The following is a 12,934-nucleotide window of genomic DNA, read 5'->3' as shown; positions in this document are numbered from 1 at the left end:
TTCCGCCCTCGCATCGCATGCCGATATGCTCGGATCATGGCGCCTTTGGCCCCCGTATTCGTCAATGTCCGTGATTTCCACGCCATCCCCGGCCCCGAGGGCCGCTCGACCTGTTCGGACGCGTTCCAGAACGCCGTGGACGCCCTGGACAAGGACGCCGGCGGGGTCGTGTTCGTCCCCGCCGACCCCCAGCCCTATGAATTCCTGCGCTCGGTGCTTGTGGACCGCAACCGGGTCCGCATCGTCGGCGAGGGCAGGCGCACCAGCGCGCTGCGGGCCATCGGGGCCACGCCCCCGCTGACCTTCGGGCTGCGCCGCGTCACCCATGGGCAGCCGCTCAGCGACGGCCACTGGGCGGATCTGCGCGGCATGCTCGACACCTCGGTGACCGACCAGCGGTGGGGATGCCGCACCCGCGTCCCCTCCCCGGTCGCCGGCGGGCCGACGAGCGAGGCCACGGTGACCCTGCCCTGCTCGCCCTTCCAGTTCGGTCCGACGGACGGCGCCTACTGGTCGGCGGTGCGCCAGCTCACCGTCGACTTCGTCATCCGCAACGACGTCATGCCCTGGTCGGTGCAGCCGCTGTTCGGCATGAAGGACGCCTTCAACCAGCCGTCCCCGTTCTACGCGTACGTCAACGCGCACGAGAACCCACCGGCGGTCGTCTTCGTCTTCCGCACCGCCGACGGCCTGCACCGCGAGATCCGCATCCCCTTCGACCCGGCGCAGCCCGTGCTGCGCTGCTCCTTCCAACTCGACCTGGACGCCCGCACGGTGACGGCGTGGACGAACAGGCGCCAGGCCACCCAGCGCGTCCAGGTCCAGCCCGACCTCTCATTGATCAACGACGGCTGGGCCCCGCGGGAGCCCGGCCGGGAATTGGCGTTCACCCCCAACTGGTACGCCCCGTTCCGGCTGGCCGCGATCGGGCAGAACTCGTCGGGCCGGGCGGGCCTGCCCGGCAGCGAGGACAACCCCGTCGACCTCACCTTCGGCGCGCTGCGCTTCTCCGACGTCCTGCGCTACAAGGTCCTGGAGGAGGGGCAGGAGCAGCAGGACGCGCGCGGCAAGGTCGACGACCTGCGCTGCCTCACGGTGGAGAGCCGGGTCTTCGGCGCCCTGACGATGAGGGACCCGGTGCACAAGAGCGCCTCGGGCGTGCCCGATCTCCAGGTGCTGTGGGAGGGCGACGTGGGGGTGTTCGGACGTGGCTTCTTCGTACCGCACGACCTGCACGAGTACGTCGAGGGCAACGGCTGCGAGAAGCTCGACGTCCGGGGCTTCTCCTTCGCGCCCAAGGCGACCCACTACGGGCAGGCCATCGGCCTCGGGCTCGTCTACAACTTCGCCATGGACGACGTGGTCGTGGAGTTCGGCGCCCAGGGCCTGAGCTCGCACCACTTCGGGGTGAGCTACCCGGTGTCGCTGCGCTCCTGCACCTTCGAGCACCAGACCGACTGCGCGATCTACAGCTTCGGGCAGTACACCACGGCCACCGATCTGGCCCTCGCCTACTACGGCCGCTCCGCGTTCAAGGCGCTGAGGTCCCGGGTGGCCTACCGCGATGTCCCCTGTACCGACTCCGCCGTGTGCGAATCGGCGGTGAAGCTGTTCCAGAGCGAAGCGGTGCTCGACAACTGGATGATCGATTTCGAGGACTTCGACGGGGACCTGCCGCGCGACAGCTACATCTGGGTGAGCCTCGCGGACGACCTCGGCGGCCCGACGCAGTTGGTCGTACGCGACTGCGTCGGAAGCGCCGGAGGCGAACGCACGGTCGCGATCCGGCTCGTCGGCAACGAGCGCGGAGCGCTCGGGGACACGCGCAAGGGCGTCGGCTGGTGCAAGGTCGAGCGGTCGTTCAACCACCACGCCGATCTGCGGATGCCGGCCCTGATCGCGGTGGACGGCCCCCTCTGGCAGGGCCTGTACGAAGGCCTTCCGCCGACCGGCATGGCCCTGGCCGTCAACACGGCCACCCCCGGCGCCTCCGCCAGGATCGGCGTCGGCGCGGTGCCGCCCCCGGTGTCGGTGCCGCCGCTCGCGCCCTCGCCGTACGACCCGCTGCCGAGCCTGCCCGGTCTGATCGGCTACTACCGCGCCGACGCCCTGCGCGACAGCAAAGGCCTCCCGCTGCGCGACGGCAGCGCCGTCACCGAGCTCACCGACCTGAGCCCCGCGCACCACCACGGCGCCCCGGTGGGCAGCCCCGCCGTGTTCCAGACCGACGCCGTGAACGGCCTCGCGGCCCTGCGCTTCACCGGCGGCCACTACGCCTTCCCTGCCCTTCAGGGCTCCAGTGGCGCCGCGACCTGGTTCTTCGTGGCCAAGCGTCTGCCCACCTTCGACTCCGCTCCCGGCCGCTCGGGCTCGCTGCGCAGCAACGGGCAGGGGTGGCAGCTGGACCACCTGCTGATCTCACGCACCGCCGAGTCGGACAACCAGTGGGCGGTGTACGCCGTCCGCTGCGCGGCGGGCGCGGCCCGCAGGCTCCAGACGTACACCAACGGATACCCCTACGAGCTGCGCAGGGACGATCGGGTCCGCACGGTGGGCTGGTCCGGGCCGGTCTTCGGCTACCGCCCGGACCACGGCCATGCGTTCCAGGGCCTGGTGGCCACCGCGGTCCTCTGCGATGCGGCACTGACCGACGAGCAGATCGCCGACACCTGCCGCTATCTGCTCAACCGCTACCAGATCCCGCTGTGAGCGATCCGGTCAGCCGCTGCCGGCCGGGGCCGCCGTAAGCAGGCCGATCGAGCGGCCCGCCCAATCGGGTGCCGGTTCCGCAAGGGCATCGAGACGCTCGCGGATCCCGTCCGGGAACGGCGTCGTGCGGCCCGCGTTCTGGTCGACGTGGAGCGCGAGCAGTTCGGTGGTCGCCACGGGGGCGGCGTCCGGGGCGGGTGCGTCGCCCTCGGCCCCGACCACGTACATCTCGTGCGTGAAGCGCGCCTTCTTGGCGTCCGCGCCCAGCATGCGGGTGCGGACGGCGAGGTGGGCGCCCTCGGAGACGTCGTTCAGGTACCGCACGTGCGCCTCGACGGTGTAGAGGGAGCAGCCGGTGGACTCGCGGTAGCCCGCGTGCAGGCCGGTCCCAATCATCATGGCGTCAGTGGCGTAGCCGAAGACGAGGACGTAGAACGCCTCGCTCATATGGCCGTTGTAGTCGATCCACTCGGGCCGCACGGTGCGGTGCAGCAGGGGCAGGGACTCGCTCACTTCTTGCCTCCGTTCAGGCGGCCCGTGGCGCGCAGGACGTCGATGACGCCCTGGTCGCGCTCGGCGACGAGGTCCGCGATGGTGCGGCCGTCCGCCTCCTCGTCGCATCCGGCGACCACGGCGTCGTACAGCTTCTTGTCGAGTTCGGGTGCTTCGAGGCGCGTCCACGGCGACTTCAGGGACGGGCCGAAGTGGTCGAGCATGTGGGCCATGCCGCCCTCCCCGCCGGCCAGCGCGAAGGTGAGCATGGGTCCCATGAACGCCCAGCGCAGGCCGGGGCCCTCGGTGATGGAGTCGTCGATCTCCCGCACGGTGGCCTCGCCGTTGGCGACCATGTGCAGGGCCTCGCGCCACAGGGCTTCCTGGAGGCGGTTGGCTATGAAGCCGGGCACCTCGCTCTTCATCGTGATCACGGACTTGCCCGCGACCTCGTAGAAGCGGGACGCCCAGGCGACGGCCTCGGCATCGGTCAGCTCGCCGCCGACGACCTCGACGAGGGGGATGAGGTACGGCGGGTTGAAGGGATGCCCGACGACCAGGCGGCCCGGGGTGGCGGCCTCGGTCTGCATGTCGGTCATCGGGTAGCCGGAGGTGGAGGAGGCGATGACGACGCCGGCGGGCGCGGCGGCGTCCAGTTGGGCGAGCAGGTCGCGCTTGAGCTCCAGCTTCTCGGGGGCGCTCTCCTGCACGAACTGCGCGTCGCGGACGGTCTCTTCGAGGGTCGCGGTCACGGTGAGCCGCTCCTGTGAGGCGCCTTCGGCGAGGCCGAGCTGGGTGAGAGCGGGCCAGGCGGCCCCGACGAGCCGGCGCAGCCGCGTTCCGGCGTCGGGGGCGGGGTCCCATGCGGTGACGTCATAGCCGCGAGCCAGGAAGTGGGCGACCCAGCCGCCACCGATGACACCGGCACCGACACAGGCGACACGGCGCACTTCTTCGGGGGCGGTCGTTGTCGTGCTCGTGGTCGTTGTCATGAGGGTGGGGATCCTTTCGTGGGGGAGGGTGTGTCGGTGGGCGGGCGCTTCGGGGGGGGCGCTCTTCAGGGGCGCGGGGAACTGCGCGACCAGCCACAATGGGCCCGCAGCGCACACACCCTCGCAAGCCGGCGGACCGGCGAGACGGCAGGACGGCGCCCCGACACCCCGCTATCCCCGAGGCCGAAGGCCAAGCTTCTGCCGGGCCTCGTCCGGCGAAGCCACCCGCGAGCCAAGGCTCTCGGTGATCCGAACCGCCCGCTCGACCAACTGCGCGTTCGTCGCCTTGTTGCCCTTGCCCAGGTACAGATTGTCCTCAAGCCCGACGCGGACCTGTCCACCGAGCAGGATGGACTGGGCCACCCACGGCATCTGCATGCGACCGAGCGCGAAGCTGGCCCACTGCGCGCCCTCGGGAAGCATGTTGACCATGGATTGCAGGACCCCCGGGTCGGCGGGGGCACCCCACGGAACGCCCATGCAGAGCTGGAAGACGGTCGGCTCGTCGAGCAGCCCCTCGGCGAGTAGCTGCTTGGCGAACCAGAGCTGACCCGTGTCGAAGATCTCCAGCTCGGGGCGGACGCCCAGCTCCTGGATCCGCTTGGCACCCTGCCGGAGCATGTCGGGCGTGGAGACGTACAGGTTGCTGCCGTCGCCGAAGTTGAGCGATCCGCAGTCGAGGGTGCAGATGTCGGGGAGCAACTCCTCGACGTGCGGGAGCCGGTCGAGCCCGCTGACGAGGTCCGTGCCCGGCAGGTGCTTGAGCGGCTCGTCCGGGTCGATGACGAGGTCGCCGCCCATGCCCGCCGTCAGGTTGATGACGACGTCGGTGCCGGTCTCCTTGATGCGCTCGACGACCTCGCGGTAGAGGCGCGGGTCGCGGGACGGGTCGCCGCTCTCGGGGTCGCGGACGTGGATGTGCACGACGGCGGCGCCCGCCTCGGCTGCCTCGACGGCCGAGGCGGCTATCTGCTCGGGCGTCACGGGCACGTGCGGGCTCTTGCGGACGGTGTCGCCCGCACCGGTCAGGGCGCAGGTGATGATGACGTTGTCGTTCACGGGCATGCGGAACTCTCCCTCGGGGGTGGGGTAGAAGTGCAGGCGGCCTGGGAGTCAGTGCGCGGTCAGCGTCGCGTCGACGTAAGCGATGAGCGCCTCATGCATGGCGTCGGCACCGGTACCAGAACCGGGGCCGGTACCAGAACCAGGAGTGGTACCAGAACCACCACCGTCCGGCGCCGAGGCGAGCACCTGCGTGGCGAGCCCGTCGATCAGCGCCGTCAGCCGCAGCGCGGCAGCCTCGGGATCGGTGGAACGGAAGACGCCTTCGGCGGTACCGCGGCGGATGACGTCGGCGACGGTGGCGCGCCACTGCCGGTAGTAGTCGGCATGCAGGCGGCCCACGGCGGTGGAGCGCGCGGCCTCCGCCCACAGGTCGAGCCAGACGCTCCACTGCCAGCGCTGCTGCGGGGTGCGGGGGATCTGCAACTCGATGAGCTGGCGCAGTTCGTCGGCGGTGTCGGCGGCGTCCGCGATCCGGGCCACCCGGCGCGCGGTGTCCTCGTCCATGCACCAGCGCACGGCCGCTTCGAGGAGGTCGTCGCGGCCGGGGAAGTGGTAGTGGATGGCGGCGGTACTGGTGTCGCAGGCCGCCGCGATGTCCTGGACGCGGACGGCGTGGAAGCCGCGCTCCGCGATGAGGCGGACGGTCTCACGGACGATCTGCAACGGGCGGCCACCCTCCGGTGAGGGGGACGGCCCTCCGGCACGCTGCCGCCGGGCCGGGGACGCGGGAGCCTCCGTGCCGAGGAGCCAGCCCGCGTCGACGTGCCCGATGGCGGCGATCCGGGCCAGCTCGGCAGCGGTGAACCGGCGGGTGCCGCCCAGCGAGCGGGACAGCTTCGAGGGGTCCATCACGATCCGGCGGGCGAACTCCCGCTGGGTCACCCCGGCGTCCGTGATGACCTTCCGCACGCGCTCGGACACGTCGTCCCGCTGCTCTGACTGCATGGTGGGCCACCGTACCCATGCGTTGCGATATCCACAACACCAGGCCACATCAGCTCAAGCATCAGCAGCTCATTGCGATACTGACTGACACATCAGTCACCGATCTCTCATGCCGTTCGAGCAGCTCCCGAGCCGGAGATCGCAGGTGCGCCTTGAGGGTTGGTGGTGCGTGCCGCCCGGCTGCGGGAACCACCCGGCCACTTGAGGCACTCTTCTCCCTGTGTCGCACGCATCTTCGCTCCCCCCGCAGCGCCCGCCACTGCCCGCCCCCGGCCACATGGTCGTGTGCGGCAGCGACAACGCACTGGCCCACCGGCTCGCCGCCGAACTCCGCGGTGTCTACGGTGAGCAGGTCGTCCTCGTCGTCCCGCCCGCGGGCCGCGGCGAGGTCGACCGGCTGACGGGCCGGGCCAGGACGACGGCGCTCCTTGGGCGCATCACGGCGGCCGTCGCGCGCGGAACCGGCAACGGGGCCGGGAACGGCGAGGGCGGCAATCCGCCGGACCCGCCAAGGACGCTGGAGGCCGCCGAGCTCACCGACGCGGCCCTGGAAGGCGCGGGCATCCCGCAGGCCGCCGCGCTCGCGCTCGTACTCGACGACGACGAGACCAACATCCGCACCGCGCTCGCCGCACGCCGGCTCAACCCCCGGCTGCGCCTGGTCATCCGGCTGTACAACCGCAAGCTGGGCCAGCACCTGGAGGAGCTGCTCGATCAGGCGGCCGCCGTGGCCGGCCTGGCCACCACCGACGCCAGCGTCACCGTGCTGTCCGACGCGGACACCGCGGCGCCCGCCCTCGCGGCCACCGCGGTCGCCGGGACCAGCAAGGTCGTACACGCCTATGGACTGCTGCTGCGCGCGGTGGAGCGCACTCCCCCGGCACCCGGCGAGGTGGCACCGCAGGGCCTTGCGACCCTGGCGCTGCTCTCCGCCACCGCCAACGACCCTGCCGGGGCGGAGGGTTCGGAGGGCGCGGACAGCGGCGCGGGGCCCCGGCTGCTGCCGGACGACGCCGCCGTGGCGGCCGCTCCCGGGCGGGGCGCGCTCGTCCTGGAGGCCGTCTCGTACTCGGGCTCCACGCCACCGCCCGGTTTCCTCGCGGGGCGCGGCGTACCGCTGCGGCAGCTGTTCTCGCGGCGGTTGCGCTGGTCGGTGGCCGGATTCGCGGCGGCGGTGCTCGGCATGGCCATCGCGTCGATCGTCACCACCGACGACACCCCGCTGCACGCCACGTACCTGACGCTCCTCGACCTCTTCTCGATCAACGACCCGGCGACCGATGGGCCGATGAGCCGGCAGATCCTGCAGCTCCTCTCCGGCCTGGTCGGGCTGCTGCTCCTGCCGATCGTCTTCGCCGCCGTCCTCGAGGCGCTCGGCACCTTCCGCACCGCGTCCTCGCTGCGCCGCCCGCCGCGCGGCCTCTCGGGCCACGTCGTCCTGCTGGGTCTCGGCAAGATCGGCACCCGGGTCCTCGCCCGGCTGCGCGAGCTGGACATCCCCGTCGTGTGCGTGGAGGCGGACCCCGAAGCGCGCGGCATCTCGCTGGCGCGGCGCCTGCGGGTGCCCACCGTAATCGGCGACGTGACCGAGGAGGGCGTCCTGGAGGCGGCCAAGGTGCACCGCGCGCACGCGCTGCTCGCCCTGACCAGCGCGGACACCATAAACCTCGAAGCCGCCCTGTACGCACGGTCGGTGAAGCCCGATCTGCGGGTGGCGCTGCGCCTGTACGACGACGAGTTTGCGACCGCCGTGTACCGCACCCTGCGCGCCGCGCACCCGAACGCCCTCACCCGCAGCCGCAGCGTGTCCGCGCTGGCCGCGCCCGCGTTCGCCGGGGCGATGATGGGCCGGCAGATCCTGGGGGCGCTGCCCGTCGAGCGCTCGGTGCTGCTCTTCGCGGCGCTCGACGTCTCACGCCAGCCGCAGCTGACGGGCCGCAGGATCGCTCAGGTGTTCCGGCCGGGGGCGTGGCGCGTGGTCGCTCTGGAGCGCTCGTCGGACCACGGGCCCGGCCAGGCATCCGGTCAGGTGTCCGGCCGGACGTCGTCTCTGGAGTGGGAGCTCGACCCGGCGTACGAACTGCGTCCCGGGGACCGCGTCGTCATCGCCGCGACCCGCCAGGGCCTGGCCGAACTCCTCGCCCGCAGGCCACTTCCCGCGCAGCCACAGCCCTGACAAGCCCCCTTCTCACTCCGGTTCGGGCACGGGCAGGATCTGGCGCAGATGCGGGTCGGGGTGGAAGTCCCTGCGCCACTCGCGGGGATAGCCGACGGACGCCTCGATGTGCGGCACCCCGTCGTGCACGGTGGTGCGCGGGATGTGCAGGTGGCCGTAGACGACGGCCGCCGCTTCGTACTTCACGTGCCAGTCGGCGGTCCGCTCGGTGCCGCACCAGAGCGCGAATTCGGGGTAGCGCAGGACCCGGGTGGGTTCGCGCAGCAGCGGCCAGTGGTTGATCAGGACGGTCGGCATGCCCGCGGGCCGCTCGGCGAGCCGCTCCTCGGTCTGCTTGACGCGGGCGCGGGACCAGTCGTCGCGGGTCGCGTACGGGTCGGGGTGCAGGAAGTACTCGTCGGTGCAGACGACGCCCGCCTCATGGGCGACCTCCAGCGCCTGCTCCTTCGTGTGCGTCCCCGCGGGGCGGAAGGAGTAGTCGTAGAGCACGAACAGCGGGGCGACCACGACGGGGCCGCCCGCGCCGCGCCACACCGGGTAGGGGTCCTCGGGCGTGGCGATGCCCGACTCGCGGCAGAGTTCGACCAGGTGGCGGTAGCGCGCCTCGCCGCGCAGCTGGACCGGATCGTCCTTCGGCGTCCACAGCTCGTGGTTGCCCGGCGACCACACCACCTTGGCGAAGCGCCCGGCGAGCGTGCGCAGCGCCCACTCGATGTCGGCCATGCGCTCGGCGACGTCCCCGGCGACTATCAGCCAGTCCTCGTCCGTGCCGGGCCTGATGGTCTCGACGTACTTCCTGTTCTCCGCGTAGGCCACGTGGAGGTCGCTGATCGCCAGCAGCTTCGGAGTCTTCTCGGATGCCATCACGGTGCGAGGCTAACCGAGCCGCACCGTCAGTGGTGGTCGCCCTCACCTCGCTGGATCGCCAGATACTCCTCCGCAGTCGCCTTGGGGACCTGCGCCTTGGGGCCGTACATGGCGCGGGCGAGGCGGGCGCGGAGCCGGTCGGAGCGAGGGACCTTGCGCCTCACGCCGTTGGCGTCGACCAGGGGCCCGACCTCGTAGGGCCGCGGCTGTTCGTGGGCGGTGAGGCGGTAGAGCTCGGACTGCGGCAGCGGTTCGTGGACCTCGACGTACTCGCCGTGCGGAAGCCGTTTGACGGTGCCGGTCTCCCGCCCGTGCAGCACCTTCTCCTGGTCCCTGCGCTGCAGGCCGAGGCAGATCCGGTGCGTGACGAAGAAGGCGACGACGGGCCCGAGGAAGAAGCCGGCCCGCACGAACCAGGTGATCGCGTTGATGGAGAGGTGGAAATGGGTGGCCCACAGGTCGTTGCCGCCGCCGACCATCAGCACGCCGAAGAGCGCGAGCCAGGCGACACCGAGACCGGTGCGCACGGGTGCGTTGCGCGGCCGGTCCGCGATGTGGTGTTCCCTCTTGTCGCCCTTGACCCAGGACTCGATGAACGGATAGACGCCGATCGCGAGGAGGATCAGCGGGAAGAGGGTGAAGGGGATGAAGACGCCGAGTTCGAGCGTGTGCCCCCAGGCGTTGATCTCCCAGCTGGGCATCACCCGGATCAGCCCCTCGGAGAAGCCCAGGTACCAGTCGGGCTGGGCGCCGGTGGAGACCACGTCGGGCCGGTAGGGACCGATCGCGAAGACCGGGTTGATGGAGGCGACCGCGCCCATGATCGCGAGCACGCCGAAGACGAGGAAGAAGAAGCCGCCCGCCTTGGCGATGTAGACGGGCAGGAGCGGCGCCCCGACGACGTTCTTCTCGGTCTTGCCGGGCCCGGAGAACTGGGTGTGCTTGTGGTAGAAGACCAGGATCAGGTGGGCGGTGACGAGCCCCAGCATGATGCCCGGGAGCAGCAGCACATGGATCGGGTAGAGCCGCGGGATGATGTCCTGGCCCGGGAACTCCCCGCCGAACAGGAAGAAGGAGAGGTACGTCCCGATGACGGGGGTGGCGAGGATGGCGCCCTGCGCGAAGCGGATGCCGGTGCCGGACAGCATGTCGTCGGGGAGGGAGTAGCCGGTCAGGCCGGTGAGGATGCCAAGGAACAACAGGGTCCAGCCGAAGAGCCAGTTGAGCTCGCGCGGCTTGCGGAACGCGCCGGTGAAGAACACCCGCATCATGTGCACGAGCATCCCGGCGACGAAGACGAGCGCGGCCCAGTGGTGGATCTGCCGGATGAGCAGTCCGCCGCGGACCTCCATGCTGATGTCCACGGTGGATTCGTACGCCCGGGAGACCAGGACGCCCTTGAGCGGTACGTACGTCCCGTCGTAGGCCACCTCGGACATGCTCGGGTCGAAGAACAGGGTGAGGTAGGTGCCGGTCAGGATCAGGATGATGAAGCTGTAGAGGCAGATCTCCCCGAACATGAACGACCAGTGGTCGGGGAAGATCTTGCGCATCTGGGTCCTGGCCAGGGTGTTGATGCCGAGCCGCCCGTCCGCCCAGTCGGCGATCCGCTCCCCTTTGCCGTGCTGTACAGGTCGTGCATTCGTTCGGGTGCGCTCGATGCGTCCGCTCATGCGACTCCCTTTCAGGCGGTTCCAGGGTAGGTCGCATGGGTGACGGATCCAACAGCCGCGGATGTGACAACTTGCCACTGGCGTGAAGCTCACGCTCGCGGCGTCAACCGGTGCAGCCGCAGGGCGAGTTGGATCTCCAGGGTGCGGGCCGGGGTGTTCCAGTCGTCGCCGAGCAGCCGCGCCACCCGTTCCAGTCGCTGCACCACCGTGTTCACGTGCACGTGCAGCGCGGTCTTGGCCCTGGTGAGGCTGCGGTCCTGGCCGAAGTACGCCTCCAGGGTGCGCACCAGCTCCGTGCCGCGATCGGCGTCGTACTCCAGGACCGGGCCGAGCGTGGCCCTGATGTAGCCGCCCAGATCGGCCTGTTCGCCGATGAGCAGGCCGACGAAGCCGAGGTCCGCGAGGGTCGCGCCGTGCCCGGTGTGACCGAGGGCGCGCAGGGCGGAGAGGCAGCGCAGGGCCTCGGCGTGCGCGCCGGGCAGCCCGGCGGGTCCGGTGGCCGGGCCCGCCGCGCCCACGGTGACCGGGCCGCCCACGGCCTGCCCGAGCGCGGTGGCGAGCGCCCGCGCGTCGGCGTCCGGGGCGGTGGCGGGGGTCACGATCACCACGTTGTCGTGGTGCAGGCCGGCCAGGCCGCTGTGGACACGGGCGGTGCGGTGGGCGGCGGCGAGCAGCCGGGGCCGTGGCGCGCTCTCGCCGTGGGCGACGAACACCGCGTGCGGCCGGTCGAGCCGGACGCCCAGGCGGCGGGCGCGGCCCGTCAGGCCCGCCGGGTCGCCGGTGGTGGCGAGCAGGTCACCGAGAAGTTCGCCGCGCACCCGGTCCTCGGTCTCGGCCACCGACCTGCGCAGCAGCAGGAGCAGCGCGGTGACGACGCCGGCCCGCTCGAACAACCGCCGGTCGGCGTCGGCGAGTTCGGGGCGCCCGGTGAGGGCGATGCTGCCGAGGATCTCGGGGCCCGCGAGGACCGCGCAGACCCAGGTGCCGTCCTGCAGGACGGCGCGGCCACTGGTGCGCGAGGCGGCGACGGCGGGCGCGGGCGGCGGCAGCGGCCCGGTGCCGCCGGTGGTGCGGGCCAGTTCGACGCCGTCCGCGTCGTGGATGAGGACCCCGCCGTCGAGCAGCGCGGCGATGCCGTCGGCCACCTCGTCGGCGCCGCCGCCGCGCAGGACGAGATCGGTGAGCTGGTCGTGGGCCTGCTCCGCGCGGCGCATGGCGCTGCTGTGCGCGCGGATGGTCTCGTTGGCGGCGTTGAGCTCGACGAGCGCGGCGCGGGTCTCCTCGAGCAGGCGGGCACCGTCGATGGCGATGGCGGCGTGGTCGGCGAGTGAGGAGAGCAGCACGATCTCCTCGGTGGTGAACGTGCGGGCCGCGCGGTCGGCCGCGTAGAGCACGCCGATGACGCGTGGGCCCAGGCGCAGCGGTACGCCGAGGATGGCCCGCAGCCCTTCCTGCCGGACGGCGCTGTCTATGGCGTCGGTGTGGTGGAATCGGGGGTCCTGCTGGTAGTCGCCACTGACGTAGGGGCGGGCGGTCTGGGCGACGAGGCCGCCGAGGCCCTCGCCCATGCCGAGCCGCAGTTGCTGGAAGGCGGCGGCCACGCTGCCGTCGGTCACCCGCATGTAGGTGTCGCCCGCCGCCTCGTCGTTCAGGGAGAGGTACGTGACGTCGGTGCCCAGGAGCAGTTTGGCGCGGCGCACGATGGCGCGGAGCACGGCGTCCGGGTCGCGCAGCGCGGCCAGGTCGCTCGCGGTGTCGAACAGCGCGGTGAGTTCGGCCTCGCGGCGGCGGTGCGTGCCCAGGGTGCGGTGGACGCGCAGCGCCACGTCGGTGGCCTCGTCGAGGGCGGCCAGGTCGTCGGTAGTGGCGCCGGCCTCGCGGGCCCGTGCCGCGGGGTGGGCGAACTCCTCGGCGGGCGCGCCCCGGGCGAGCAGGTCGAGCAGCGTGCGCAGGGCCGCCCGGGGTTCGGCGGGGTCCGCGCCCGTGGTGGAGGGAAGCATGGGGCGATGGTCTCC

Annotated in this window: 9 protein-coding genes; 2 read left to right on the top strand and 7 right to left on the bottom strand. The window is 71.8% G+C overall.

The annotated features are described in order from the left end of the window. Positions 1–36 precede the first annotated feature (36 nt). Complete coding sequence (locus tag AC07DI_RS04145; protein ID WP_478902034.1) at positions 37–2,709, top strand: hypothetical protein; 2,673 nt, start codon at positions 37–39, stop codon at positions 2,707–2,709. 9 nt (positions 2,710–2,718) lie between these two features. Here the strand turns inward: AC07DI_RS04145 and AC07DI_RS04140 are convergent, their stop codons facing one another. The 4 genes from AC07DI_RS04140 to AC07DI_RS04125 all read right to left on the bottom strand — a co-directional run bounded on the left by AC07DI_RS04140 (position 2,719) and on the right by AC07DI_RS04125 (position 6,203). Next, positions 2,719–3,222: a thioesterase family protein gene (locus tag AC07DI_RS04140; protein WP_478902032.1), complete on the bottom strand. Its 504-nt coding sequence runs from the start codon at positions 3,220–3,222 to the stop codon at positions 2,719–2,721. Then, the gene (locus AC07DI_RS04135; protein ID WP_478902031.1) at positions 3,219–4,193 is read right to left on the bottom strand and encodes a 3-hydroxyacyl-CoA dehydrogenase NAD-binding domain-containing protein; all 975 of its coding nucleotides are present in this window, start codon (positions 4,191–4,193) and stop codon (positions 3,219–3,221) included. Before AC07DI_RS04135 ends, AC07DI_RS04140 begins: the two co-directional genes overlap by 4 nt. Before the next feature lie 171 nt (positions 4,194–4,364). Beyond that, positions 4,365–5,258 carry a beta-keto acid cleavage family enzyme gene (locus AC07DI_RS04130; protein WP_384247701.1) on the bottom strand — a complete coding sequence of 298 codons (894 nt, stop codon included), beginning with the start codon at positions 5,256–5,258 and terminating at the stop codon, positions 4,365–4,367. A 48-nt stretch (positions 5,259–5,306) separates the two neighbouring features. Further along, the gene (locus AC07DI_RS04125; RefSeq protein WP_478902029.1) at positions 5,307–6,203 is read right to left on the bottom strand and encodes a TetR/AcrR family transcriptional regulator; all 897 of its coding nucleotides are present in this window, start codon (positions 6,201–6,203) and stop codon (positions 5,307–5,309) included. 277 nt (positions 6,204–6,480) lie between these two features. On the opposite strand from AC07DI_RS04125, the gene AC07DI_RS04120 reads away from it, so the two are divergent. Further along, positions 6,481–8,379 carry an NAD-binding protein gene (locus AC07DI_RS04120; protein WP_478902284.1) on the top strand — a complete coding sequence of 633 codons (1,899 nt, stop codon included), beginning with the start codon at positions 6,481–6,483 and terminating at the stop codon, positions 8,377–8,379. Positions 8,380–8,391: 12 nt separating this feature from the next. On the opposite strand, the gene AC07DI_RS04115 is transcribed toward AC07DI_RS04120, so the two are convergent. The 3 genes from AC07DI_RS04115 to AC07DI_RS04105 all read right to left on the bottom strand — a co-directional run bounded on the left by AC07DI_RS04115 (position 8,392) and on the right by AC07DI_RS04105 (position 12,919). Next, positions 8,392–9,243 (bottom strand): metallophosphoesterase family protein, encoded by an 852-nt coding sequence (locus AC07DI_RS04115; RefSeq protein ID WP_384248011.1) that lies wholly within the window; start codon positions 9,241–9,243, stop codon positions 8,392–8,394. A gap of 29 nt (positions 9,244–9,272) precedes the next feature. After that, positions 9,273–10,919, bottom strand: coding sequence for a cytochrome bc1 complex cytochrome b subunit (qcrB, locus tag AC07DI_RS04110; RefSeq protein ID WP_384247704.1), 1,647 nt, complete (start codon positions 10,917–10,919; stop codon positions 9,273–9,275). Positions 10,920–11,008: 89 nt separating this feature from the next. Continuing rightward, positions 11,009–12,919 (bottom strand): helix-turn-helix domain-containing protein, encoded by a 1,911-nt coding sequence (locus AC07DI_RS04105; RefSeq protein WP_478902026.1) that lies wholly within the window; start codon positions 12,917–12,919, stop codon positions 11,009–11,011. Between the last annotated feature and the right edge of the window lie 15 nt (positions 12,920–12,934).

Source organism: Streptomyces sp. NPDC044106 (genome assembly GCF_056433985.1).
This window is presented reverse-complemented; position numbering and strand designations above follow the sequence as displayed.